Source organism: Acinetobacter beijerinckii CIP 110307 (genome assembly GCF_000369005.1).
In the GTDB taxonomy this organism is placed as follows: Bacteria; Pseudomonadota; Gammaproteobacteria; order Pseudomonadales; family Moraxellaceae; genus Acinetobacter; species Acinetobacter beijerinckii.
In genome coordinates this window covers 1033136-1058457 of record NZ_KB849765.1, presented here as the reverse complement: position 1 = coordinate 1058457, position 25322 = coordinate 1033136, and the positions used below count along the sequence as shown (strand labels likewise).

The window sequence follows — 25322 nt, the reverse complement described above, 5'->3', positions numbered from 1 at the left end:
GGGGGATTAATGGCTAATTAGTCACCATTTTTCAGTTCAATGTTGATACCTAAAGAACGGATCTCTTTGGTCAATACGTTGAACGATTCAGGCATACCTGGATCCATATAATGGTTTCCATCTACAATATTCTTATAGATACGGGTACGACCTTCGACGTCATCCGACTTCACAGTAAGCATTTCTTGGAGCGTATATGCTGCACCGTATGCTTCAAGTGCCCATACTTCCATCTCACCGAAACGCTGACCACCGAATTGTGCTTTACCACCAAGCGGCTGTTGAGTCACAAGTGAGTAAGAACCTGTTGAACGCGCATGCATCTTGTCATCAACCAAGTGGTTCAATTTGAGCATGTACATGTAACCTACAGTTACAGGACGGTCAAACTGTTCACCTGTACGACCATCAAACAATACTGTTTGACCAGTACGTGAAATGTCTGCAAGTTCAAGTAAATCTTTGATTTGGCTTTCTTCAGCACCATCAAATACAGGCGTTGCTAATGGAACACCAGCACGCAAGTTGCCTGAAAGCGCTAAGATCTCAGCATCAGTTAAGCTATCAAGCTCTTCTTGCTCACCACCAACCTTGTTATAAATCTTGTCTAAGAATGAACGCAGTTCGATCACTGTACGTTGTTCTTTCAACATTTTTTCAATTTTATCGCCAAGACCCTTAGCTGCCATACCCAAGTGAGTTTCAAGAATCTGACCCACGTTCATACGAGATGGTACACCCAATGGGTTTAATACGATATCAACTGGCACACCATGAATATCATGTGGCATGTCTTCTACCGGCAAGATGTTTGATACAACACCTTTGTTACCGTGACGACCTGCCATTTTATCACCAGGCTGGATACGACGTTTAACTGCCAAGTAAACCTTAACAACTTTCAATACACCTGTTGTTAATTCATCACCTGTAGAAAGTTTGCGTTTCTTCTCTGCAAATTTCTCATCAATTTCATAGCTCTTCTCTTTCAAGAACACTTGAATTTGAGTTAAACGCTCTGCAATAGCTTCATCATTTGGTTGGATTTCAAGTAAATCAACCAACTCTAAGCCAGACAATACGTCTACAGAAAGCTTATCGCCACGCTTAGTTGTACCACCGCCGTTAGACTCTTGACCAGTCAATAAACGAACAATACGTTCACGTGCTGCTTCTTCGAAGATTTTGTATTCTTCTTTCAAATCTTTACGGTATGCGTCAAGCTGAGCTTTCTCAATGGCTTGAGCACGTTCGTCTTTTTCAAGACCATCACGTGTGAAGACTTGTACGTCAATCACGGTACCTTTAGTGCCAGACGGAACACGTAAAGATGAATCTTTTACGTCAGCCGCTTTTTCACCAAAAATTGCGCGAAGTAGTTTTTCTTCAGGTGTTAACTGAGTTTCACCTTTAGGTGTTACCTTACCAACAAGGATATCACCCGCAGTCACTTCAGCACCGATATAAACAATACCAGACTCATCCAACTTAGACAGTGCAGCTTCACCAACGTTAGGAATATCAGCAGTAATTTCTTCTGCACCTAACTTAGTATCGCGCGCGACACATGACAATTCTTGAATATGAATCGACGTTAAACGGTCTTCTTGAAGTACGCGCTCAGAAAGCAAGATCGAGTCTTCGTAGTTATAACCATTCCATGTCATGAACGCGACGCGCATATTTTGACCAAGTGCAAGTTCACCCATGTCAGTCGATGGACCGTCAGCCAAGATATCACCACGAGCAACTTTGTCGCCCAAGTTCACGATGACATTTTGGTTAATACATGTATTTTGGTTAGAACGTGTATATTTGATGAGGTTGTAGATATCTACACCTGCTTCACCCGCGATCATTTCATCTTCGTTTACACGAATCACGATACGAGATGCATCTACATATTCAATCGCACCACCACGATCTGCAATCACACACACACCAGAGTCACGTGCTACGTTTGCTTCCATACCTGTACCAACAAGCGGCTTGTCAGCACGTAACGTCGGAACAGCCTGACGTTGCATGTTCGAACCCATCAATGCACGGTTCGCATCATCGTGTTCAAGGAATGGAATCAATGACGCTGCTACAGATACAACCTGTTGCGCAGAAACGTCCATATGGGTTACACGCTCAGGCGACATACGAACGAAGTCACCCTGATGACGTACAGAAACCATCTCTTCAGTTAAAGTACCATCTTTATCCACTGCAGAATCGGCCTGTGCAATGACAGTACCCACTTCTTCAATTGCAGATAAGTATTCAACGTCGTCAGTTACACGACCATCAACGACTTTACGGTATGGTGTTTCCAAGAAACCAAAGTCGTTCGCTTTTGCGTAAACTGAAAGCGAGTTGATCAAACCAATGTTTGGACCTTCAGGCGTTTCAATTGGACATACACGACCATAGTGAGTTTGATGTACGTCACGTACTTCAAAGCCTGCACGCTCACGTGTTAAACCACCAGGACCAAGCGCAGATACACGGCGTTTGTGTGTAATCTCAGACAATGGGTTGTTTTGGTCCATGAACTGAGATAACTGGCTTGAACCAAAGAATTCTTTGATTGCAGCAGCAACAGGTTTTGCGTTGATCAAATCTTGTGGGGACAAGTTATCTGTTTCAGCTTGGCTTAAACGCTCTTTAACAGCACGTTCAACACGAACTAAACCAACACGGAATTGGTTTTCTGTCATTTCACCAACAGAACGTACACGACGGTTACCTAAGTGATCGATATCATCGACTTCGCCTTTACCATTACGAATCTCAACCAATGTACGTAATACATCGATGATATCGTCATGTGATAACACACCTTCAACTTCACGTGACTTTTGATCAGTTCCCACTTCGTAAGGACGACCCAAACGACGATTAAACTTCATACGACCCACTGGAGAAAGGTCATAACGCTCAGAAGAGAAGAACAAGTTATTAAATAAGTTTTCAGCTGCTTCTTTTGTTGGTGGCTCACCTGGACGCATTACTTTGTAGATTTCTACTAATGCTTCTTCACGACCCGATGTTGTATCGGCACGTAAACTGTCTGCAATGAACGAACCACGATCAATATCATTTGTAAATAGAATATTGAACTGCTTAACACCACCTTCAGCGATTTTTACCATCACTTCATGGCTAAGCAATGTATTTGCAGGAATTACATCACCATCTTTCAAAGTGATGTCTTCAGCTGTAATACGCTCATACAAATATTCATCAGGCACAGAAAGCTTAGCTAAGTTTGCAGCTTCCATTTGACGTACATGACGTGCATTAATACGCTTGCCTTGTTCTACGATTGCTTTGCCATCGTTATCCAAGATATCAAACTGCGCCATCTCACCACGTAAGCGATCTGGTACTAAGTCAATTTGATAACTACCCATATCAAGATATACAGGTACTTTTTCATAGAATAAATTCAAGATCTGCGCATTGGCATAACCTAAAGCACGCAAAATAACGGTCGCTAACAACTTACGACGACGGTCAATACGCACATAAACAAGGTCTTTAGCATCAAATTCAAAATCTAACCATGAACCACGGTAAGGAATAATACGTGCTGAATACAACACTTTACCGCTTGAATGGGTTTTACCCTTATCATGATCAAAGAATACGCCTGGAGAGCGATGTAACTGCGATACAATTACACGCTCAGTACCGTTAATAACAAAGGTACCGTTATCGGTCATGAGTGGCATTTCACCCATGTATACTTCTTGTTCGCGCACATCTTTAATTGATTTTGTTTCGCGATCTTTAATGATCAAACGAATTTTTACGCGCATTGGTGCCGCATAAGTTGAACCACGCAAAATACACTCGCGCACGTCAAACTCTGGTTTACCAAGGCTATACTCAACAAATTCTAAAGCAGCATTGCCAGAATAACTTTCAATAGGAAAAACTGAACGAAATGCGGCTTGAAGACCGATATCTTCGCGATTTTTTGGAGTTTTGCCACCTTGTAAGAAAGTACGGTACGAATCGACTTGAATCGAAAGTAAGTACGGTGCTTCCATTACGTGGGGCAATTTACCAAAATTCTTACGAATCCGTTTCTTTTCGGTATATGAGTATGCCATCTGGAGTCCTCGGAAAGTAAACTAAGTCGCCTGCAGAACGTACTTAGAAGGAATTACGCAAGCCGATATGGCCACCACTGTTTACAAATGCTGCAATTTTTAGTGGTATTAAAACGCTTAACAATATTTTTATAAGCAAAAAAATATTGGTAAGCGTTTGATATTTATTCGTTTGTTATAAAAATCACATTGAAAAATGCAAAACTAACAAAAAACGAGCCGATTATTGTAACGCAAAAAGGCTGATGACCCAAGAGCCATCAGCCATTTTTTGGAGCCGATTATCAAAAAATCGACTCCCTACAGCATTACTTAAGTGTAACTGTAGCACCAGCTTCTTCAAGCTTCTTCTTAAGTTCTTCGCCTTCTTCTTTAGAAACAGCTTCTTTAAGAACGGCTGGAGCGCCTTCTACAAGATCTTTAGCTTCTTTAAGACCAAGGCCAGTAGCTTCACGAACTGCTTTAATTACAGCAACTTTGTTAGCACCGAAAGAAGTCAACTCAACGTTGAATTCTGATTGTTCTTCAGCAACAGCAGCAGCTGGACCAGCAGCAACAGCAACAGCTGCTGCTGATACATTGAATTTTTCTTCAAAAGCAGAAATTAATTCAACAAGTTCAAGAACAGTTTTTTCAGCAACTGCATTTAAGATTTCTTCGTTTGTTAAAGCCATGAGAGTAACTCCAAATGGATATTGAATGGTGTGAAAGTAGATTTAAGCTTAAGCAGCTTCTGACTCGTTTTTCTCTTGAAGCGCTGTAAGTAAGCGACCCAATTTCGAAATAGGAGCTTGAAGAACAGATGCGAGCATAGTAAGCGCTTTTTCTTGGTTCGGAAGATTCGCGATTACGCTAACATCAGCACCTTGATAAAGTTTGCCTTCAAATGCAGCAGCCTTTAATTCAAATGCTTTGTTAGTTTTAGCGAACTCTTCGAACAAGCGTGCAGCTGCACCCATATCGTCTTCAGAAGTTGAGAATGCTAAGATTGTTGGACCAACAAGGTCATCATTCAAGATAGCGAATGGCGTATCTTGAAGAGCACGTTTAGCTAAAGTATTACGCACAACACGTGTAGCAACACCTAGTTTACGAGCTTCAACACGAAGAGCTGTTAATTGCTCAACGGTTAAACCTTGATAGTCAGCAACAACGGCAGCGAAAGCTGTAGAAGCAATTTCACTTACTTCTGCAACAATCTGTTTTTTGCCTTCGATAAGAAGAGCCATTGTAAAACCTCCTAACGGTGATCTATGCACTCACATGAGCGCACTCCCAATTCGCAAGTCTTTTCAGACTTACACGCGGAGGAGCAACAAATCACACCACCGCGTCTACTCAGACTGGAAAATTAAGAAGATCATCAATAAAGACATCACTTCGTCTGAGGTCTTTGACGCTGATAAACATTCATTTATCAATTCAAAGTTTGCTTAAACTTTTTCAAAGAAAAAGTTTAAGGCTTCAAAATTCTTTCTAATTACTTAGAAACGTTGCTTACATCAACGATCAAACCAGGACCCATAGTTGAGCTCAAAGTGATCTTTTTAACGTATACGCCTTTAGAAGTTGCAGGCTTCAATTTTTTCAAATCTGCAATTAAAGTTTCAACGTTTTGACGAACAGCTTCTTCGCTAAAGCCAAGTTGACCGATAGCAGCGTGGATAATACCCGCTTTGTCTACACGGTAACGTGCTTGACCAGATTTAGCATTTTTAACTGCGTTAGCAACATCTGGAGTCACTGTACCCACTTTAGGGTTTGGCATTAAGCCACGTGGACCAAGAATTGTACCCAACTTACCAACAACGCGCATTGCGTCAGGAGCAGCAATAACCACGTCGAAATCTAAGTTACCAGCTTGAATACTTTCAGCAAGATCTTCGAAACCAACGATGTCTGCGCCTTCGGCTTTAGCAGCTTCAGCAGCAGCGCCTTGAGCAAACACAGCAACACGTACAGTTTTACCAGTACCTGCAGGAAGTGTAGTCGCACCACGAACAACTTGGTCAGATTTACGCGGATCAACGCCAAGGTTTACCGAGATATCTAAAGATTCTTTGAACTTCGCAGCTGGAAGGCTGTTAAGAACTTGTACTGCTTCTTCCAAAGTATAAACTTTGTTTGCTTCCACAGCAGCAGCAATGGCTTTTTGACGTTTAGTTAACTTTGCCATGTCTTATAGCTCCACTTCCAAGCCCATAGAACGTGCAGAACCAGCAATGGTACGCACACGAGCGTCTAAATCAGCACCAGTTAAGTCTGGTTCTTTAGTAGTCGCGATTTCTTCTAATTGAGCACGAGTCAACTTACCAACTTTAGTTTTGTTTGGTACAGAAGAACCCTTTTGAATACCAGCAGCTTTCTTAAGAAGAATAGATGCAGGTGGAGTTTTCATGATGAAAGTGAACGACTTATCGTTGTACACAGTGATCACGACAGGAATTGGCAAACCAACTTCAAGTTTTTGTGTAGCAGCATTAAATTCTTTACAGAATGCCATGATGTTTACACCACGTTGACCTAAAGCAGGACCAATTGGTGGAGATGGATTCGCTTTACCAGCTGGAACTTGCAGCTTGATATAGCCGTCAATCTTCTTAGCCATTGAAATTACCTCTGGGTACAGACGCCGTTAGGCTCCCCAAAAAAATAAGTAACACCGAAGTATTACAACAACAATGCCCGATCAAATCGGGCGCTTTTCAAACAACTGAAATTAAACTGTTTTTTCGACTTGTCGAAATTCCAATTCAACTTGAGTTGGTCGATTAAATACATTAATCGTCAACGTTAAACGTGACTTTTCGTATTGAACTTCCTCCACGACCCCTTTAAAGTCTGTGAACGGACCATCAACAACGAGTAATTCTTCACCTGGTTCAAACATCGTCTTAGGACGAGGCGCTTCACCAGTATTACGTACACGAGCAAGGATCGCATCAGCTTCACGTTGTGAAATTGGCGCTGGTTTTTCTGGCGTACCGCCAATAAAACCAAGAACTTTTGGACATTCTTTTACGATATGCCAAGTGTCATCATTCATTTCCATTTCGACCAATACATAGCCAGGAAAGAACTTACGCTCAGATTTACGCTTTTTACCATCCTTCATTTCAACTACTTCTTCAGTAGGAACGAGGACTTCACCAAAGCTATCAACCACAGTACTGCGTTGAATTCGATCATTAAGCGAACGCATCACTTGTTTTTCAAAGCCTGAATAGGCATGAATAATATACCAACGTTTCATCGCGCTCTTACCCAATAATTAACTTAATAAACCAACCTAACCCGTAATCGAAACACCATAAAACCAATGATGCAACAACCACAACCAAAAGAACTTGCCACGAAGTCGTGATCGTCTCTTGTTTTGTCGGCCAAGTCACTCGACGCAGTTCAATTCGCGCATCTTGCAATAAACGCACAAAGCCTTTGCCTTGATGGGTGGCGTATAATAAACCTAAAGCAACGACGATACAAGCCAAAATTACCCCAACGCGCACCCAAATATCATTTGCAGGTGCCCAATAGGCTGGTAAATGTTGATTTACCAGTGCTGAACCGATAAACAAAGCGATAGCAATTAACCATAAGACAGCGTCCAACGGAGAACCTGAACTAACAACTTCTACAGCATTATTTCTTTGAGGGATTGGCGCGTCGCTTAATGCGTCACGCGATTTATCATTCGACATTTTTTTACTCGTCGTAGAATTCGCGACTTATTATATGACAACTTAGCCAGAATCAAGCTTTTTTATTTAAAAAAAGTGGCAGGCCAGGAGGGACTCGAACCCCCAACATTCGGTTTTGGAGACCGACGCTCTACCAATTGAACTACTAGCCTATTATGCAAATCGAAAGCCGAAGCTTTCGATTTGAGTGTAACACAACGTTAGGCTTATGCAGTTACTTTAGCAACAACACCAGCACCTACAGTACGACCACCTTCACGGATCGCAAAACGTAGACCTGGGTCCATTGCGATCGGGTGAATTAATTCTACTGACATTTCTACGTTGTCACCAGGCATAACCATTTCAACGCCATCTTGTAATTTGATCGCGCCAGTTACGTCAGTTGTACGGAAGTAGAACTGTGGACGGTAACCGTTAAGGAATGGAGTATGACGACCACCTTCTTCTTTAGAAAGTACGTATACTTCTGCATCGAATTTAGTGTGCGGCTTGATTGTACCTGGCTTAGCAAGTACTTGACCACGTTGTACGTCTTCACGCTTAGTACCACGAAGAAGAACACCACAGTTCTCGCCCGCACGACCTTCGTCAAGAAGTTTACGGAACATTTCTACGCCAGTTACAGTCGTTACTACTGTGTCACGAATACCAACGATTTCAACTGATTCGCCAACTTTAACGATACCAGATTCAACACGACCAGTTACAACTGTACCACGGCCTGAAATAGAGAATACATCTTCGATTGGCATTAAGAATGCTTTGTCGATTGCACGCTCTGGCTCTGGAATGTAAGAGTCAAGTGCAGCAACTAAGTCGATTACAGCTTGTTCGCCATAAGGACCATCGTTACCATTTAATGCTTGAAGCGCTGAACCACGGATGATTGGAGTGTCATCACCTGGGAAGTCATAAGTAGAAAGAAGTTCACGAACTTCCATTTCTACTAATTCAAGTAATTCTTCATCATCAACAAGGTCACACTTGTTTAAGAATACGATGATGTAAGGTACACCAACCTGACGTGAAAGAAGGATGTGTTCACGAGTTTGTGGCATTGGACCATCAGTCGCAGCACATACAAGGATCGCGCCATCCATCTGAGCAGCACCAGTAATCATGTTTTTAACATAATCGGCGTGGCCCGGGCAGTCTACGTGAGCGTAGTGACGGATTGGAGAATCGTATTCTACGTGTGAAGTATTAATTGTAATACCACGTGCTTTTTCTTCAGGAGCTGAGTCGATTTGCGAGTAATCTTTCGCTTCACCGCCGTAAGTTTTTGCACAAATAGTTGCAATCGCAGCAGTTAAAGTTGTTTTACCATGGTCAACGTGACCAATTGTACCCACGTTTACGTGTGGTTTATTACGTTCAAACTTAGCCTTAGCCATTTGATTTTCCTCGTTTACGTCGACACTAGTTTAGAGAAAAACAACCCTGAAAAACTTTCTTTATCGACATTAGCCTAAAAAACTAGACACCCAATACTTGAAAAGCAGACTATAATAGCCTGCTTCTTTAAAACTTTGTAGAAATTCTACTAAACTGTATATCTGGAGCTCTTATCGAGATTTGAACTCGAGACCTCTCCCTTACCAAGGGAGTGCTCTACCACTGAGCTATAAGAGCGACACCTTCGATGATGGAGCGGGAGACGAGGATCGAACTCGCGACATGCAGCTTGGAAGGCTGCCACTCTACCAACTGAGTTACTCCCGCGCGTTGGTACTTACCACTTCAATCGAAGTTAGATGGTGGTGAGAGAAGGATTCGAACCTTCGAAACTTTCGTAGCAGAGTTACAGTCTGCCCCCTTTGGCCGCTCGGGAATCTCACCATATCACACTTACACAGTGCTGTTCTTTTACTCTATACTATCACACTTTTAAGATGGTGCCGGCACACGGATTCGAACTGTGGACCTACTGATTACAAGTCAGTTGCTCTACCAACTGAGCTATGCCGGCGTTTCTTAGTGTTTCGTACGTTTCGTATCGGAACGGTGTGCAGTTTAGCAAAACTCACACATGATGCAAGCAGTTTTTTTAGAAAAACTGCGAAAAACTCATAAAATCAATCCGTTTGATGATAATTCAACCGCTTTGATCACTGCGCGAGCTTTTATTTGGGTTTCATTCCATTCTGACTCAGGGTTTGAGTCTGCAACCAACCCAGCTCCAGCTTGCACATAGACCTTTTTATCACGAATCACACAGGTACGAATCGCAATAGACATATCCATTTCACCATGCCAGCCTAAATACCCAACTGCTCCACCAAATACACCACGCTTAACTGGTTCTACTTCATCAATAATTTCCATGGCACGAATTTTTGGTGCGCCTGAAAGTGTCCCTGCTGGAAATGTTGCTTTAAATACATCTAAAGCATCCACATCATCACGAACCTCACCCTGCACATTAGATACAATATGCATGACATGTGAATAGCGCTCAATCACCATACGATCAGTGACTTGTACTTTACCAATCTTTGAAACACGTCCAACATCATTACGACCAAGATCGATCAGCATTAAATGTTCTGCAATTTCTTTTTCATCAGCCAATAAATCCTGCTCTAACGCTAGATCTTCTTCTTTGGTTTTACCGCGTGGTCGGGTGCCTGCCAAAGGACGCACCGTCGCAATACCGTTTTCCAGACGAGATAAAATCTCTGGAGATGAACCCACAATATGAAAAGGTTTTTGATCTGTGAGCGTTTGACCTTGTACAAGGAATAAATAAGGAGATGGATTGAGGTGACGTAAGGCACGATAAACTTGTAATGCCTCACCATCAAAATCAGATACCATACGTTGACCTGGTACAACTTGCATCACATCACCAGCACGAATGTATTCTTTTACTTTTTCAACTGTTTCAAGAAACTTTTCTTTACCCGTAATCGATTCAAAATGTGGTGCTGTGTGTGGCTTCGCTTGCAAACTCACAGGAAGTGCAAGCAACTGTTCAAGTAGATCTAATTTTTCTTGTGCTTTTGCATAAGCATCGTCTTGATTCACATCAGCATGATGGATTAAAAACAACGTATCTTTTAAGTTATCGAAAACAATCACTGTTTGTGAGAGCATCAACCATAAATCTGGCAATGTTACTGGGTCAGCAGTTGGAATATTTTTAAGTTTCGGCTCAATGTAACGCACGGCATCATAACCCAAGTATCCAACCAAACCACCCGTAAAACTCGGTAGTTCTGGTAAATCACGTTGAGTAGGAACTTTAAATTGGCTTTGAAAATCCCGAATATACTGAAAAGGATCCGCACAGTTTTGCTCTAAAACTGAGCCGTCGGCTTGTTGGATAGTTAAAACACCAGCATTACATGAAAAAACGGTAGATTCACCCAAACCAATCATTGAATAGCGCGCCCAGTTTTCACCACCTTCAACAGATTCAAATAAATAGGCTTGTTTTTGTTCTTTAAAACGCGCAAAAACTGACAGCGGGGTCTCGGTATCGGCTAAACGCTGACGATAAACAGGAATGGTGTTATAGCCTGCTGATTTTAATTGCTCAAATTGTGATAAGGTCGTCATGAATAATCTCTATGGTTTTTTAATTTCAATGCTATTTTTTGCTTTAGTGCTGTCTCAAGCTCGCCATCGCAAAACCATAACTACTCTCATGCCCTTCTCCTGACTAAATCTTCTTCTATCAACTCTGCTAAACTATCAACCACTTGCTGCGGTTGGCAGTCATAGATGTTCTCACCATGATTATAGCCATAGCTGACCACAATACAATCAATACCTGCTCGTCTTGCTGCTTCCACATCATTACTTGAGTCACCAATCATCAATGTTTCTGACGCAGTGGTATTTTGCTGTTGCATACAATACAACAATGGTAATGGATGGGGCTTTCTTTCAGCTAAACTGTCTCCACCGACCACCATTTCAAAATACGAGCTTAAAGCCAAAACATCTAGAATACCTTTCGCTAAGCGTTCAGGTTTATTCGTCACACATGCCATTGAGATCTGCTGAGTTTGACAATAATCTAAAAACGCCAAAACACCCGAATATACTGTTGTATTTACACACAATTCTTGAGCATACACTTTCACAAAGGTATTCAGTAGTTGTTCTAGTTGATGGGGGTTCACCTCATCAAACAAATACTCCAATACAGTCTCACAAAGTTTGGCTGCGCCTTTACCCACCCAAGCCCTAATCTGTTGCTCTGTGACTAGTGCTAGGTTAAGCTCTTTTAGACTAAGATTCATTGCTCGATATAAATCAGCAGCTGAATCTACAAGCGTTCCATCAAGATCAAATAAAATAAGACTACGATGCTGTAACTGCGCAACTGCCATAATAGGTTTACTCAAAAATAAAAAAAGCATGTCAGAGACAAATCCAAAAAAATTGGATACAGCTCAAAACATGCTTAATTGTAAAAGTTTAATATGATTATTTAAAGAATAGCCAAGCGATTACAGCCAGAATGATCAACACAACAATTGAAATCAAACCAACTGAAGCATTTTTTTGCTGTTCCTGTACTTCTGCAACTCTAGGCACAGGCTCTTCAACCGCGACAGGCTGTGGATCAGCAATAGCCTGAACATTCACACCTTCTGGAATTGGAGCTGGTTTTGGAACACTCACTTGTTGTGGCATTCCATCACGTGTCACTGGTTCAGCCGCTCTCTCAGCTAGACTTGGCATACCTTGATCATGTGCCGTTACCGCAACAGGCTCAATTTCTATCTGCGGTAAATCTTTTTCAATCTCAACGGGTGCCAATACTGAGAACATAAAACTGGCAAACTGCAAAATATCGCCATCATGCAGCTCAGTTTCTTGCTCTATTTTTAAATCATTAATAAAAGTGCCATTTGAAGAATTTAGATCTTGCACCCAAAGGTGCTGACCTTTTAGCAGCAATGCAGCATGACGACGAGAAATATCTGCTGATTGCAATAAAACATCCGCATCTTGATGACGCCCAACCAGCATGTCACCTTCAACGTTAATTTCCTGCCCCGTGAATTCACCTGTAATGGCTTGTAATTTCCAAGTCATAGATGCTCTATCCTTATCATAATTTCTTTCAATCATAACATTTTGACATATGCGCTTCTGTTCATCTACTGTGAAGAGGCTGGACGAATCGTTGTAGTCGTTACCGTGCTTTTGCTACGCTCAGTTGCTTTCGCTGGTAATTGCACCGTTTTCTTTTGCACTTGCGGCTCCACAACAACCACCGGCGTTGTTACAACCACTGTTTCTTTTTGCGCGGCTGTTGGCACTTTTTGGTACGGCGAAGTCATTGTTTTTGCTTGCTGGCTATAAATATCTTCAACATTTTCTGGCAACTTTGCAAAATTACCATTTTTATCCATAGAGAGCTGCAAACTATACAGCTGATTATAACGTTGCTGAGAAAGGCGGCGCACATCCTGCGAATCACCAACAATGGTTGGGTGAATAAATACTAGTAAATTTCTTTTTTCATTGCTTCGACTGTCCGAACGAAATAATCGACCTAAATAAGGAATATCACTCAAAATAGGTAAACCTTGGCGACCTAATTCCGTATTATCAGAAACCAACCCTCCCAACACCACCGTCTGACCATGATCAGCCAGTACTGAAGTCTTAATAGCTCGCTTACTGGTGATCAAATCGGTCGCTTGACCTTTACCCACCACATCTGAAACTTCTTGCTCAACTTCAAGTCGAATTGATCCACCCTCTCCAATATGTGGAACAACTTTCAAAGTAACACCAACGTCTTTACGTTCAACTGTTGTATATGGATTAATCCCTGTGCTATTTGTAGTTACTGAGCCTGTGACAAAAGGTACATTTTGCCCCACCACAATATAAGCTTCTTCATTATCCATCGTAACGATAGAGGGAGTAGACAATAAATTTGACTTGGTATTTTCTTTCAAAGCTTGAATCAACGCACCATATAATTGGCGAGACCCATTACTACCTTCTTTATATTTACCCAAACCAATCGATGCACCATTCCCTAAAGCACCAACAGCTCCAGCAGCACCACCTGTTAAGTAACCCGCTGCAATTTGAGATAATCCCGAACCTAAATTTGAAAAATTAATAAGTCCAACACCGCTATTTAAGTCACCTAATGCCCATTGCACACCAAGTTGATCAGCATCCGTACCTGTAACTTCTATAATCGCAGCTTCAATCATAACTTGTTGACGACGAGTATCAAGTTGTTGGATAGCCGCCTCTATTTCTCGCATCAATTGCGGATCAGCTTTCACAACTAATGCATTTTGGGTCGGATCAGCAATGATACTAACACCACCTTGGTTAAAGCTTGTAATGGCTGAATTTTGACTATTATTCGAATTACTATTTAAATTAATGGAAGGTGTTGAAACAGATGAACTACCTGATGAGCTTGAATTCTGGTTATTAGAAATCAAATTATTGATCGAATTTGATCTATTAGCGCTATTATTAGATGAAGAAGATGCTGAAACAGATTGTCCTGTTACCAAACCTTGTAAAATCTCAGCCAAGTTTTTTGCACTCGCATACTTCAAACGAAAGACTTTTAAACCACCCAACCGATCAGCCGATGGTACGTCCAACATCTCAATCATTTGACGTAAGCGTTTACGCGAATCTGGGTCACCTTTAATCAAAATACGGTTGGTTCGATTATCAGCAATAATACGAACACGTGAACCGATAAAGTCTTTGGATGCACCTGTTGCACTCATCGTTTCAAGTAAGCCAATAATTTCTTCAGCCTGACTCGACTGCAAATTAACAGCCTCAATATCATTTTGACCAGTACCATCCAAGTTACGAACGATATTTTCTAATTGATAAATGTTGGTTGCACGATCAGAAACAATCAGCGCATTGGTTCCTGCCACGGCAGCCAAATGTGCAAACTGTGGCATTAAAGGACGCAATGCAGGAATCAAATCATTCGGGTTCGTGTTTTGTAGCCATATAACACGGGTTACGATCTGATCACCACCCGCTCGGCTACGTGAGTCATAAGGAATGCCTGAGTTTTTCGCATTGCTATCTGGAACAAGTTTTATTGTATTTCCAGAAGGTAATGCCACAACGCCATTCACATTAAGAACACCTAAAAAGAGATCATAGACCTCATCTTTATTTAGGGGCTTGTTAGAGATAACCGTAACATTTCCACGTACACGAGGATCAACCGCAAAGTTCTTACCTGTTATATCAGCAACTTCATTAATGAATGCCGTCAAATCGGCATCACGTAGATTAATCTTCCATGTTTGTGCTTGCACATTGGTACTGATTGTCGCAACCAAAGGTGCTGCGGCCAGTAATGCCCAAAGTGGACGTTGATGATTTAATAAAGCCATAACCTGCACTTGTTCCTAACTTTTATGGTGACGTGTTATCACTAAAAACTCTGTTGTATGGTCATCACTTGATCACCACGTTTTATTTCTATTTTGGCGTGTCCCTCACGACGTACTTGCTCTAATAATTGTACTTCGCTTAGTCCTTGTCCAATTGTCTGACCATTGATCGATAGAATACGATCACCTGAGCGTAAACCCAAAGTGTTTTTTAAACCAGAGGGTGTTCGATCTGATATTTCGTAACCATCCGAACCACCACTCACACCCATATTCTTTAAATATTGCTCACGATTGTCCTGCATTTGTTGAATCGCTTGCCCTAATGCAGATTGAGTAGAGTTTTGAGCTGGCGTTGGTGCTTGTGTCTGAGATGGCACATTATTTTCATTATTTAAGACAGGTGTTATCGGTTGATATAACCCATTCTCCAAACCCTTAAATTTCACTTCACGTGTGGCACCATTGCCTTGCTTTAATACCACATGGTCCCAATACACTTCTGCAAGTTGATACGAGGTCGAGCCTACATTTTCCCCAACACGGTAACGTTCAGCTTTATCATCTAACTTAATCACAGCCGAAGACAAATAGCTTGGATAGCCAATCAACACACCTTGCAATTCTAAATTGACATTATCTTGTGCTGATGACATTGCAGGCTCATTAAATAAGGCAAATGAGCTGATATTCGGTACTTGAGCTTGTTGTGAACCTAATTCAACTCGTTCGAACTGCATCGGCTGTGGCGGAGCAATCACCCACCAAAATAAAGAAGCCAACTTCCAACATAACCACAGAATCAATAAAGCAAGTACCAATACACTTAGCTTATCTACTTTCTGCCAACGAAATTGCTGCATTTTTTGCGTGATCGCTTTCATTAGAAACCACCTTGTAACAAAGGTTGGCGTGAACTAATGACATAGGTATCTAGCCCTGCTTTACCTTGATAAGATGGAATATTTAAAAGCATTCTCTGTGTAAGCTGTACATCTAGCATAAGATTGGCATCTAAACTAAGGTTTGCCATTTTTTGGCTACGCTGATCACGCACATCGATTTGCAATTGACCATTTTCATCTTTTATTTCAGCTGCCAGTGAAGGCATATTCATACGATCTTGGCGTTGCCCAAAAGTATAGCTCAGAGGTCCACCACCCCAATTTAATTTACCTTCGGATGCACTAAAACCTTTTTCTTTTTGATAGTTAAATTGCACATCCTTCAATTGGATGGCATTTTCAGGCCATTGCCAATTTGCAAAAAATTTTAAGGTTTCAGGTGAAATCTCACCCTGCAAATCTTTGATCATGATTTTTTGACCTAGACCATAAGCAAAAACACCATTGAATTGCGTATTACCGCTATGAATATCAAGATTTGCACCTAACCGAAATAAAAACAAATCAAGAGGGCGGGTTTTCCAATGTACGGAACCACGCAACTGACCACTTTGCCAATCCGCTTGACCCTGCCAAATATTTCCGCTGACATTATGTAATATTTGATTATTTTTTGAAAATTTCGCAATTAGCCATGTTGCTGGTATTTGTAAAATAATAAAAATTAAAAATGCAAAAATGGCGAAAATCCACCACTTCCATTGCTTGGTATTTTTTTTCATTCCACCCTTACCAACATGCAAATTATCATCCTTTTTTGAGACACTCGCCCCCTGAATGACATTATGCATACTTTTTCGACATCGCCAATTCTCTCATATAAAAAAACCAAGCTTTTTAAGCTTGGCTTTTATTAAAGGATAAAATCATCTTGTGACAAAACGATGACTTTAAAACTTGCTTAGATTAAGAAATCTTCAAGTTTTGCACCTTTTTCTAATTCAGCGACTAACCAGCGCGGTTGTTTACCACGACCAGTCCAAGTCTCTTCTGTATTACTTTTATTGCGGTAACGCGGCTCTACAGCTTTACGCGTTGTTTTTTTGCGTTTTTGTTCACCAAGCTCTAAAAGCTCTTCAACACTAAAACCTACAGCTTCAGCAATCGCAATAATTTGATTATATGCATCTTCAATTGCTTGGTCTTTTTTGCTTGCAATTAAAGCTTCTGCTTCTACCTGTAAACGTTTTAGATCTTCTACAGATAAATCACTAATATCTGGTTTCATTAGAACCACTCCAACTCAAAGGGGAAATATCACTCAAAAATAAAATGAATTCAAAATTCACCCCTATACTATTTATATAACATTCATTAATCAATATTAACCCAACTGATTTAATTGCAATTAATGCCAAAACATCATCATATTTACAATAAAACAAAAAAAATGTCTCACAGAGTATTTATATTTTATTTATCTCCAAATTATAAAAGCATATTATTGAAATACTCTAAATATTAAATCCAGCTTAATTCTATAATTATATTAAACACCCAACCCTAAGCAATGAACTTTATTTGAATTGATTTCAGACAAAGCTCATTATAAAACTCATACGCTATAATTTAAAAATAGACATAATAGTCTTTATAATAATTATACATTTAGATGATGTTCAGCAGATTGCTCAAGTTGAATAATCCGTTCTCTAATATTGTCAGGAATCAATATTTTTTTTGAGTTTTGCTTATCTACACAAACCATGACGGCTTCTGCAGTTGCTACGATTTGATCTTGTGCTTCGCTCCATAAAATATAACTCATGCGAAATGCACTATTTCTTAACTCCTCAATACGCGCACCAATATGCAGCACATCAGGATAAAAAACAGGACTTAAATATTTACACTGACTAGAAGAGACCACAGTCAATATATCTTCATCAAAGATTTTTAAAGCTGTTAGGTAAGTAATACGTGCACTTTCAACATAACGATAATACTGAACATTATTGACATGCCCAAATGCATCCATATCACCCCATGCTACATTTTGAACATGCACCACAGGAAAGACAGACAGTTCTTTCATATTTCACTCAAATCTTAAAATTAAGAAAATTGACATCATTTTCAAAGATTAAATTCAACTGCTTGATTAAATCCATATTATCACCAAGCACTGATTTAATTCTTAGGTAACTCATTAAAATATTATCAGGATATAAAGTTAATAACTGTTCAGCTGCATCTACACGCTGTGTTGCCATATAAATATGCCATTTTGCAAATGCAAGCATTGGAACACTTGTATAACGTTGTTCCAACTGAATAATCCGCTGTTCAACATAAGCATAATCTGGAATTTGTTTAAGTAATTGTTGTTGAAACCATAAATAGAATACTTCAGGATCAAACTGTTCTTGTAGTAAATGCAAGGCTAAGTCTTCGTGTTGCAAGCTCATTTCTGGCATGCGTGCCAATATCTTTAGCCATAAAACTTTACTGCTATAGGGGCGATTTTGTATTTCACTCTGCAAAGCTAAATAACGTTGTTGTAATGAACTTAAATCATCAACTGAAGCTTGGTCAAATTGAATTAATAGCTGTTGCAGCCACAAGTCACGATGTTCGGCATCCAACAACCCATATTGAATGGTTTGCAAAAATAACCACGGCTTTTGTAGAGCAAGTTTCCCCCATAATGCCGTAATTCGATGTTGATAAGCTGTTTCAATTTCTAACAACCAAGGCGAGAGTTGATGCTGTGCTAGGAACTCCAAATGAGTCAATGCTTTTTCAGTTTCTTGCTGCTCAAGAAAAATATCGATTCGCTGTAATTCTGCTAACTCAAATGCCATAGGTGCTGATTGATCTAAGCAATTGAGTGCTGCTACATAATCTCCATTTTTATAGTCAAATTGCGCTTCAATAATATTGCTGAGTAAACCCGACTGAGTAAAAACACGCTCAATAAATACTTGTTGATCTTTTGCAGCATCTAACAGCCAAACAATACCTAATTGCTCATAAGGGTGCAGATTTTTAAACTGTAAAACAGTGTCATTTTTGCGCTGTACCTTGGCAAAGTAACGTCGACCAAAATGCCACAACAACTGCGCAAATAAACTAATAACAATAAATAATGTCAGTAATCCGAGGACATTACTTTGAAACTGCCAATCGCGCAGAATGATATAAACGTATCCACTACCATAGCCATAACTAGCAACGGCAAATAATGCAAAAAGCAAAAGACTAAAAAATAAATAGGTCAGCAATAATTTTTTCATCATCAACTACCCCAACAGACTTAAAGTTGTAAGTTTCGGAGCAGGCTGTAATGGAAGATTTAAAAGCTTCTCTAGGCGCAATTTAAGCTGTTGAGTATTTCGATCTGGCAAACCTTGAAGTAGTTGTAAAACCTCTTGAACAGATTTCTTGTATTCAAGCATTTGACCTTCATGCAAAGCTTGAGATGCAAGCAGCAAACGCAATTGAGCCTCTTTCAGCACAAGACCTCGATTAATCAAATCGGGTGAATCACGTTGCACCTTTTCCAGTTTAAACCAATGCCACCATGCATTATTTTCATTCTTTTGAATTTTTATTGTTGGATTTTGAATTTCATCCGCCAGCTTTTGGTCTAACTGCTGCAATATATTATCTAACTGCTGTTGTTGCTGAGTTTGTGCCAATACATATTGCTGAATGGCTTGTTTATCTTGCTCTAAAGCTTTAATTAAACTTTGTTGCAGTGCAGGTGAAACTGCATACTTCAAAACCTGCTGTTGTGCCTGATTTAAATGATCGATTGCATACAAAAATTGCTGCTGATCTAATGCAAATTGAACCAGTTCAAGCTGTTGTTTCACTAAAAGAACAGGTGATAATGTGGTTTGATTTATTGTTGTATTCACATCCTTAGCATTCTCAACATTCAAATCGGCATTTTGCCCTTGACGCTGCAACGCCACCAATTGATCATTCAGTAATGCAGACCGTTGTTCGGTTTGGCTAAGTTGTTGTTGTATTTGAGGAACAATCTGAGAATATTGAGCAACATCATAACTGAGCTTAGCTAACCATAATAAGCTGAGTAGCAATATTAGATAAACAATCTTTCTCATACATTTCCCTGCCAATCTTTCATGCGTTGAATAATCTCTAAAGCAGATAAACTTTCAAGCTGAATAATGTTAACTGTCTTACTCAGTTTAGATTGAGTATGCTCTACAATTTTACGGAGTCGCTCTCCCAAAACGAGATAAATCCATTCAACGTCTATTATTTTTTTTTCGCAAAGTTGTTGCCAATTATTCCAACTGGCTTCGCTCGTGATAAGCACCACAATCTGTTGACCCGAACTCGCTTTGGCACAGATATTTACAAACTGAGTTTGGCTTGCTACAGGGCATTCACGGCGATAAAGTACAAAATTCAAAACGACAACACCTTGCTGTTGTAGTTGTTGCATCATAAATTGCCGTCCACCCAAACCACGCCAAAAAGCAATTTTCTGCACATTTTTTTGCTGTTTGAGAATGGGTAATTCAAGCATGCCTTCTGAAGTTTCAACTTCAGGTACAACAGCACGAATATGAAACTTTGCCAAAGCTTGTGCTGTCGTTTGCCCTACTGCAATCCATTGAATATGAATTAATTGATCTAGGTGTATTCCTGCACGCTGCAAATAGCGCATCCCCACATCTACAGCAGTTGGACTTACCACAACGATCACCTGTACTTGCTCAAGTTGTTGATAAAGTTGCTGTAGCGCATCACTCCACGGCTCATCAACCAATTCAAGCAAGGGCAAATTTGCTACTTCATAACCCGCATTTGAGAGCGCCTGAGTCAAACTGACTGCACGGTCTTCAGGTCGAGTATTTATAAAAAGCATTAATACAAAGCTTTTAACAACTCACCAGCGCCTTGCGCTAGTAACCGTTGTGCAAGTTGTTCACCTAATTGCTCTGCTTCATCAGCTGAGCCTTCAAGCGTTTCTTTCAGTAAGGTTTTACCATCAACACTTCCAACCCGCCCTTCTATTTTGAGCTGGGCATTGACCAATGTTGCATAACCCGCAATTGGAACTTGGCATCCGCCTTCCAAATAAGCATTGAACGCACGTTCAGCACGAACACAAATTGAGGTTTCTTGGTGTTGCAAAGGCTGGATTAAGGCTAATAGTTCATGATCGTTTTCACGGCACTCAAGACCTAAAGCACCTTGACCCACTGCTGGCAAACTAACGACAGGATCAAGGCTATGACGAATTCGATCTGCCAACCCTAAACGCTTTAAACCAGCACTTGCCAAGATAATTGCATCATACAAACCATCATCAAGTTTAGACAAACGAGTACCCACATTGCCTCGTAAGTCAATAATCTCTAAATCAGGTCGTAGCTGTAAGATTTGACATTTACGGCGTAAACTTGATGTTCCAACTTTGGCACCTAAAGGCAATTCATCAAAATTTGAATATTGATTTGATACGAAAGCATCCAAAGGATCTTCACGTTCACAAATCACAGCCAAGCTAAGGTTTTCAGGTAAGTGCATCGGCACGTCTTTCATCGAATGAACAGCTAAATCAGCACGTCCGTCTAAAAGAGCAGCCTCTAGTTCTTTAACAAATAATCCTTTACCACCAATTTTAGCTAAAGGTGTATCTAGAATTTTATCGCCTTGAGTGACAAACTTAACTAATTCAACCGTTAAATCTGGATAAAGTTCGTTTAAACGAAAACGAATATGTTCTGCTTGCCAAAGCGCAAGCGGACTTTGTCTAGTCGCAATTTTTAGGGTTTTCATAAATCTAAGTTAAGTATTGATCAACACAATTCCTCCAAACTTAACTTGATCCCCTAAAATTGCAAGTAAAAATTCATAAAGTGCTCATTCATTCAGTTAAAAAGAAGAGATTTACAATTGATGCATGCACTCTCTTAAGCTCGGCAAATGTCGGCGACTGACTGACAGTCGCTCTTCAAGCTCTCGCAATCTGACTTGATACTGACCAGCAGCAATGAGCTCTAAACCCTCTAAGTAGTCTAGTGAAACCAATGCATTACGATGAATTCGAATAAAACGGTCAGAAAACTCAAACTCTAAGTCTTTTAAAGTCTCATCAATTAAAACACTGCCATTTTTATGACGAACAGTGACATATTTTTGATCCGCTAAAAAATAATAAACATTTTCAAGTGGAATCAGTTCTACTCCGCGATATGTTTTCGCAGCAATTTGATGGCGTTGAGTTTTAGTATCGTACATATCGTCTTGTTGTTTTAAACCAGTCATTTGTGCTTGGGTTAATTGAGTTAAATGGTTAAACACCTGTTCTAAGTCTTGTTGTGCAACAGGTTTAAGCAAATAGCCTTGTGCTTGAAATTTAAATGCTTCCAATGCATGTTGATCATATGCTGTACAAAAAATAATAGCAGGTCTTGGATTTAAATGACGGAGCTGTTCAGCACACTCCAAACCATTCATTCCCGGCATCTGAATATCTAATAACACAACATCAGGTGAATCATTTTCAATATGATTTAACACATCTTGCCCATGATGCGCTGTCGCTATCACTTCGTGCCCCATTTGGGTCACCAAACGTGATAAACGCTCTACTGCGAGAGGTTCATCATCAGCAATCAGAACTTTCATCCTCTCCTCCTTGTCACCGTTAACTTCATCCATAATTTTTATGGTTAACTGAGTTTATTATTTTACTCGATAATGGTAATTCACCACTGTGGTATAGAACGACTGTCCCCCGTATACCTGAAACTTTACTGTTCGCCCATAATAGGCTTGCAAGCGTTGTTTCACATTTTCTATTGCAATACCATTTCCCTTTTTCGATTTTATTGTATCGTGAGAATATGGGTTAGTAATGACTATACTGACCTGATTTTGCAATATTTCAACCAATACAGTGATTGTCGATGGTCGCAAAAACGTTTCAACACCATGAAAAATACTATTCTCTAGCAAAGGTTGCAATGTTAATAATGGAATCGTGGCACGTTTTAATTCAATTGGGGTAGCTTGTATGTTCCACTCTACTGTCAAACGCTCTCCCAAACGCATCTTTTCAATACTTAAATATTGCTGACAGAGATCAATTTCTTCAGCCAAGCTCACCAGCTTGAGTTCTTGAAAACTCGCTCGAAATAATCGAGATAAATTAATCAACATGTTTTCAGCTTTGTCAGGGGCAATCGCAATCAAACTCACCACACTATTTAAGCTATTAAATAGAAAATGCGGATGAATACGTGCCTGCATCGCTTGAATACGCGCATTTAATTCACTGTATTGCTGATTGAGCCATCTTTCTCGCATATATAAATAACGCAAGCAAAATGCGCCCAGCAATACTCCGTAACCTAAATTTAAACTGGTGTTATGGAACAATATTGCATCTGAGAAAGGCTCTCGACCCAATGACCAGTATTGTATTATATTTATCGCACAAGTCGTAAATAAAACAATCAGTTGAAGTAAAATAAAACCTAAAATTAAAGCCAGTTTTTGACTAAATTTGGCGAAAAACTCTTGAAAATAGTCAACAAGGGCTGAAAAGGACAAAATAACCCAGTTAATAAAAAACATATATTGCAACACACGAATACTTTCTAAGGCTTGCCATGACTGTGCTTCAGCCAAAGCGAGAACCATTGCTAGAACATTACTCGCAACAATTAATTCCAATAAGTGTTGCCATTGCCCGATTTTCGTAAAAAAATAGGAGCCTGACGCATTCATCTGACGTGTTTGCGATAACTTCTTGCGTCGAGTTTCGGCAACTGCGTTTGGATTTGCTATACTCTTTTTTATTTTGCTGAGCCGCCATGACCACATCTTCTCAATCCTCTTCTACAGCAAGCCCTAATCAAACCTCAGGAATGTGGGGCGGTCGCTTCTCAGAAGCAACAGATGCATTTGTTGCTGAATTTACCGCATCTGTGCAATTTGACCAACGTTTTTATAAACAAGATATTGCAGGCTCGATTGCTCATGCAACCATGCTTGCTAAAGTTGGTGTACTAACTGAAGCTGAACGTGATGACATCACTCAGGGTTTAACGACCATTCAAGCAGAAATTGAAGCGGGCAATTTTGAATGGCGTATTGATTTAGAAGATGTACATATGAATATTGAGTCTCGCTTGACTCAACGTATTGGTATTACAGGTAAAAAACTACATACAGGTCGTAGCCGTAATGACCAAGTTGCGACGGATATACGCTTATATTTACGCGATGAAATTGACGACATTTTGACAATTTTACAGCGCCTACAACAAGGTATTTTGCAACTAGCAAGCAAGAATACCAACACGATTATGCCAGGCTTCACTCATTTACAAACGGCTCAACCCGTGACTTTTGGTCATCATTTACTGGCCTGGTTTGAAATGCTAGTCCGTGATACAGAACGTTTGCAAGATTGTCGTAAGCGTGTAAATCGTATGCCATTAGGTTCAGCTGCATTGGCTGGGACAACCTATCCAATTGATCGTGCTTATACTGCTGAACTTTTAGGTTTTGAAGCGGTATCTGAAAACTCACTTGATGCTGTTTCGGATCGTGACTTTGCTATTGAGTTCAATGCAGCAGCCGCATTGATCATGATGCACTTATCACGTATGTCTGAAGAACTCATTTTATGGACTTCAGCTCAATTCAAGTTTGTGAATATTCCTGATCGCTTCTGCACAGGCTCTTCAATCATGCCACAAAAGAAAAATCCAGATGTACCAGAACTCATTCGTGGTAAATCCGGTCGCGTTTTTGGTGATTTGATCAGTTTACTGACGTTGATGAAAGGTCAGCCATTGGCTTATAACAAAGATAACCAAGAAGACAAAGAGCCTTTATTCGATGCCATTGATACAGTGCGTGGCTCGTTGATGGCATTTGCTGACATGATCCCTGCATTAGTTCCTAATATTGCAATTATGCGCGAGGCAGCATTACGTGGATTCTCTACTGCAACTGACCTTGCTGATTATCTTGTAAAAAATGGTGTCGCATTCCGTGATGCCCATGAAATTGTAGGTAAAGCTGTTGCTTTAGGTGTTGCTGAAGACAAAGATCTTTCTGAATTAACACTTGAACAATTACAACAGTTCTCTGATTTGATTCAAGCTGATGTATTTGACAAAGCGCTCACGCTTGAAGCTTCTGTCAATGCACGTGATCATATTGGTGGAACAGCGCCAAAACAGGTAGAAGCTGCAATTGCTCGCGCCCATACTCGCCTAGAACAGCTATACGCATAAG

Annotated in this window: 23 protein-coding genes and 5 tRNA genes; 1 reads left to right on the top strand and 27 read right to left on the bottom strand. The window is 40.2% G+C overall.

The features are described 5' to 3' along the window. Positions 1–17: 17 nt before the first annotated feature. From rpoB to F933_RS10410, 27 genes are all read right to left on the bottom strand, one after another. Positions 18–4106 carry a DNA-directed RNA polymerase subunit beta gene (gene rpoB, locus F933_RS10540; protein WP_005050903.1) on the bottom strand — a complete coding sequence of 1363 codons (4089 nt, stop codon included), beginning with the start codon at positions 4104–4106 and terminating at the stop codon, positions 18–20. Positions 4107–4414: 308 nt separating this feature from the next. Continuing rightward, entirely contained in the window at positions 4415–4780 is a 366-nt protein-coding gene (gene rplL / locus F933_RS10535) for a 50S ribosomal protein L7/L12 (protein ID WP_005050901.1), read from the bottom strand. Between the two features lie 48 nt (positions 4781–4828). After that, positions 4829–5335 carry a 50S ribosomal protein L10 gene (gene rplJ / locus F933_RS10530; RefSeq protein ID WP_005050900.1) on the bottom strand — a complete coding sequence of 169 codons (507 nt, stop codon included), beginning with the start codon at positions 5333–5335 and terminating at the stop codon, positions 4829–4831. 251 nt (positions 5336–5586) lie between these two features. Beyond that, complete coding sequence (rplA, locus tag F933_RS10525) at positions 5587–6282, bottom strand: 50S ribosomal protein L1 (protein WP_005050898.1); 696 nt, start codon at positions 6280–6282, stop codon at positions 5587–5589. 3 nt (positions 6283–6285) lie between these two features. Continuing rightward, entirely contained in the window at positions 6286–6714 is a 429-nt protein-coding gene (gene rplK / locus F933_RS10520; protein ID WP_004637639.1) for a 50S ribosomal protein L11, read from the bottom strand. Positions 6715–6825: 111 nt separating this feature from the next. Further along, positions 6826–7359 carry a transcription termination/antitermination protein NusG gene (nusG, locus tag F933_RS10515; RefSeq protein WP_005050897.1) on the bottom strand — a complete coding sequence of 178 codons (534 nt, stop codon included), beginning with the start codon at positions 7357–7359 and terminating at the stop codon, positions 6826–6828. A 7-nt stretch (positions 7360–7366) separates the two neighbouring features. Beyond that, complete coding sequence (secE, locus tag F933_RS10510; RefSeq protein ID WP_005060990.1) at positions 7367–7807, bottom strand: preprotein translocase subunit SecE; 441 nt, start codon at positions 7805–7807, stop codon at positions 7367–7369. A 76-nt stretch (positions 7808–7883) separates the two neighbouring features. Beyond that, positions 7884–7959, bottom strand: a tRNA-Trp gene (locus F933_RS10505). 54 nt (positions 7960–8013) lie between these two features. Further along, positions 8014–9204 (bottom strand): elongation factor Tu, encoded by a 1191-nt coding sequence (gene tuf / locus F933_RS10500; protein WP_005050895.1) that lies wholly within the window; start codon positions 9202–9204, stop codon positions 8014–8016. A gap of 163 nt (positions 9205–9367) precedes the next feature. After that, positions 9368–9442: transfer RNA gene (locus tag F933_RS10495), tRNA-Thr, on the bottom strand. 14 nt (positions 9443–9456) lie between these two features. Further along, positions 9457–9532: transfer RNA gene (locus F933_RS10490), tRNA-Gly, on the bottom strand. A gap of 33 nt (positions 9533–9565) precedes the next feature. Further along, positions 9566–9649: transfer RNA gene (locus F933_RS10485), tRNA-Tyr, on the bottom strand. 54 nt (positions 9650–9703) lie between these two features. After that, a tRNA-Thr gene (locus F933_RS10480) sits at positions 9704–9779 on the bottom strand. Between the two features lie 98 nt (positions 9780–9877). Then, positions 9878–11371, bottom strand: a complete 1494-nt coding sequence (gene trpE, locus F933_RS10475; protein WP_005060988.1) for an anthranilate synthase component I — start codon at positions 11369–11371, stop codon at positions 9878–9880. An 86-nt stretch (positions 11372–11457) separates the two neighbouring features. Beyond that, positions 11458–12150, bottom strand: a complete 693-nt coding sequence (locus F933_RS10470) for a phosphoglycolate phosphatase (protein ID WP_005060987.1) — start codon at positions 12148–12150, stop codon at positions 11458–11460. Positions 12151–12247: 97 nt separating this feature from the next. Further along, entirely contained in the window at positions 12248–12862 is a 615-nt protein-coding gene (locus tag F933_RS10465) for an FHA domain-containing protein (protein ID WP_005060985.1), read from the bottom strand. A 65-nt stretch (positions 12863–12927) separates the two neighbouring features. Beyond that, positions 12928–15177 carry a type II secretion system secretin GspD gene (gspD, locus tag F933_RS10460; protein ID WP_005060983.1) on the bottom strand — a complete coding sequence of 750 codons (2250 nt, stop codon included), beginning with the start codon at positions 15175–15177 and terminating at the stop codon, positions 12928–12930. A 41-nt stretch (positions 15178–15218) separates the two neighbouring features. After that, positions 15219–16061: a type II secretion system protein N gene (locus F933_RS10455; protein WP_005060981.1), complete on the bottom strand. Its 843-nt coding sequence runs from the start codon at positions 16059–16061 to the stop codon at positions 15219–15221. Further along, positions 16061–16804: a type II secretion system protein N gene (gene gspN / locus F933_RS10450; RefSeq protein WP_034710979.1), complete on the bottom strand. Its 744-nt coding sequence runs from the start codon at positions 16802–16804 to the stop codon at positions 16061–16063. The genes F933_RS10455 and gspN overlap by 1 nt, the downstream gene beginning before the upstream one ends. 179 nt (positions 16805–16983) lie before the next feature. Further along, entirely contained in the window at positions 16984–17310 is a 327-nt protein-coding gene (locus F933_RS10445; RefSeq protein ID WP_005050884.1) for an H-NS histone family protein, read from the bottom strand. 372 nt (positions 17311–17682) lie between these two features. Further along, complete coding sequence (locus F933_RS10440; RefSeq protein ID WP_005060977.1) at positions 17683–18117, bottom strand: acyl-CoA thioesterase; 435 nt, start codon at positions 18115–18117, stop codon at positions 17683–17685. Positions 18118–18124: 7 nt separating this feature from the next. Continuing rightward, on the bottom strand, positions 18125–19318 hold the full coding sequence (locus F933_RS10435) for a hypothetical protein (protein WP_034710976.1): 1194 nt from the start codon (positions 19316–19318) through the stop codon (positions 18125–18127). 6 nt (positions 19319–19324) lie between these two features. Then, positions 19325–20155 carry a hypothetical protein gene (locus tag F933_RS10430; RefSeq protein WP_005050878.1) on the bottom strand — a complete coding sequence of 277 codons (831 nt, stop codon included), beginning with the start codon at positions 20153–20155 and terminating at the stop codon, positions 19325–19327. Beyond that, positions 20152–20928: a uroporphyrinogen-III synthase gene (locus tag F933_RS10425; protein WP_005060972.1), complete on the bottom strand. Its 777-nt coding sequence runs from the start codon at positions 20926–20928 to the stop codon at positions 20152–20154. The genes F933_RS10430 and F933_RS10425 overlap by 4 nt, the downstream gene beginning before the upstream one ends. Further along, positions 20928–21845, bottom strand: coding sequence for a hydroxymethylbilane synthase (gene hemC / locus F933_RS10420; protein WP_005060970.1), 918 nt, complete (start codon positions 21843–21845; stop codon positions 20928–20930). The genes F933_RS10425 and hemC overlap by 1 nt, the downstream gene beginning before the upstream one ends. Positions 21846–21956: 111 nt before the next feature. After that, positions 21957–22697 (bottom strand): LytR/AlgR family response regulator transcription factor, encoded by a 741-nt coding sequence (locus tag F933_RS10415; RefSeq protein WP_005050871.1) that lies wholly within the window; start codon positions 22695–22697, stop codon positions 21957–21959. 57 nt (positions 22698–22754) lie between these two features. After that, the gene (locus F933_RS10410) at positions 22755–23897 is read right to left on the bottom strand and encodes a sensor histidine kinase (RefSeq protein ID WP_034710752.1); all 1143 of its coding nucleotides are present in this window, start codon (positions 23895–23897) and stop codon (positions 22755–22757) included. Between F933_RS10410 and argH the strand changes: the two genes are divergently transcribed. Continuing rightward, positions 23888–25321, top strand: a complete 1434-nt coding sequence (argH, locus tag F933_RS10405) for an argininosuccinate lyase (protein ID WP_005060963.1) — start codon at positions 23888–23890, stop codon at positions 25319–25321. The genes F933_RS10410 and argH overlap by 10 nt on opposite strands. Position 25322: the final 1 nt, after the last annotated feature.

What these genes read in the sequence shown, in the direction of transcription:
- rpoB (WP_005050903.1), bottom strand. Translation starts at nt 4,106, where the DNA reads ATGGCATACTCATATACCGAAAAGAAACGGATTCGTAAGAATTTTGGT.
- rplL (WP_005050901.1), bottom strand. Translation starts at nt 4,780, where the DNA reads ATGGCTTTAACAAACGAAGAAATCTTAAATGCAGTTGCTGAAAAAACT.
- rplJ (WP_005050900.1), bottom strand. Translation starts at nt 5,335, where the DNA reads ATGGCTCTTCTTATCGAAGGCAAAAAACAGATTGTTGCAGAAGTAAGT.
- rplA (WP_005050898.1), bottom strand. Translation starts at nt 6,282, where the DNA reads ATGGCAAAGTTAACTAAACGTCAAAAAGCCATTGCTGCTGCTGTGGAA.
- rplK (WP_004637639.1), bottom strand. Translation starts at nt 6,714, where the DNA reads ATGGCTAAGAAGATTGACGGCTATATCAAGCTGCAAGTTCCAGCTGGT.
- nusG (WP_005050897.1), bottom strand. Translation starts at nt 7,359, where the DNA reads ATGAAACGTTGGTATATTATTCATGCCTATTCAGGCTTTGAAAAACAA.
- secE (WP_005060990.1), bottom strand. Translation starts at nt 7,807, where the DNA reads ATGTCGAATGATAAATCGCGTGACGCATTAAGCGACGCGCCAATCCCT.
- tuf (WP_005050895.1), bottom strand. Translation starts at nt 9,204, where the DNA reads ATGGCTAAGGCTAAGTTTGAACGTAATAAACCACACGTAAACGTGGGT.
- trpE (WP_005060988.1), bottom strand. Translation starts at nt 11,371, where the DNA reads ATGACGACCTTATCACAATTTGAGCAATTAAAATCAGCAGGCTATAAC.
- F933_RS10470 (WP_005060987.1), bottom strand. Translation starts at nt 12,150, where the DNA reads ATGGCAGTTGCGCAGTTACAGCATCGTAGTCTTATTTTATTTGATCTT.
- F933_RS10465 (WP_005060985.1), bottom strand. Translation starts at nt 12,862, where the DNA reads ATGACTTGGAAATTACAAGCCATTACAGGTGAATTCACGGGGCAGGAA.
- gspD (WP_005060983.1), bottom strand. Translation starts at nt 15,177, where the DNA reads ATGGCTTTATTAAATCATCAACGTCCACTTTGGGCATTACTGGCCGCA.
- F933_RS10455 (WP_005060981.1), bottom strand. Translation starts at nt 16,061, where the DNA reads ATGAAAGCGATCACGCAAAAAATGCAGCAATTTCGTTGGCAGAAAGTA.
- gspN (WP_034710979.1), bottom strand. Translation starts at nt 16,804, where the DNA reads ATGAAAAAAAATACCAAGCAATGGAAGTGGTGGATTTTCGCCATTTTT.
- F933_RS10445 (WP_005050884.1), bottom strand. Translation starts at nt 17,310, where the DNA reads ATGAAACCAGATATTAGTGATTTATCTGTAGAAGATCTAAAACGTTTA.
- F933_RS10440 (WP_005060977.1), bottom strand. Translation starts at nt 18,117, where the DNA reads ATGAAAGAACTGTCTGTCTTTCCTGTGGTGCATGTTCAAAATGTAGCA.
- F933_RS10435 (WP_034710976.1), bottom strand. Translation starts at nt 19,318, where the DNA reads ATGAAAAAATTATTGCTGACCTATTTATTTTTTAGTCTTTTGCTTTTT.
- F933_RS10430 (WP_005050878.1), bottom strand. Translation starts at nt 20,155, where the DNA reads ATGAGAAAGATTGTTTATCTAATATTGCTACTCAGCTTATTATGGTTA.
- F933_RS10425 (WP_005060972.1), bottom strand. Translation starts at nt 20,928, where the DNA reads ATGCTTTTTATAAATACTCGACCTGAAGACCGTGCAGTCAGTTTGACT.
- hemC (WP_005060970.1), bottom strand. Translation starts at nt 21,845, where the DNA reads ATGAAAACCCTAAAAATTGCGACTAGACAAAGTCCGCTTGCGCTTTGG.
- F933_RS10415 (WP_005050871.1), bottom strand. Translation starts at nt 22,697, where the DNA reads ATGAAAGTTCTGATTGCTGATGATGAACCTCTCGCAGTAGAGCGTTTA.
- argH (WP_005060963.1), top strand. Translation starts at nt 23,888, where the DNA reads ATGACCACATCTTCTCAATCCTCTTCTACAGCAAGCCCTAATCAAACC.
- F933_RS10410 (WP_034710752.1), bottom strand. Translation starts at nt 23,897, where the DNA reads ATGTGGTCATGGCGGCTCAGCAAAATAAAAAAGAGTATAGCAAATCCA.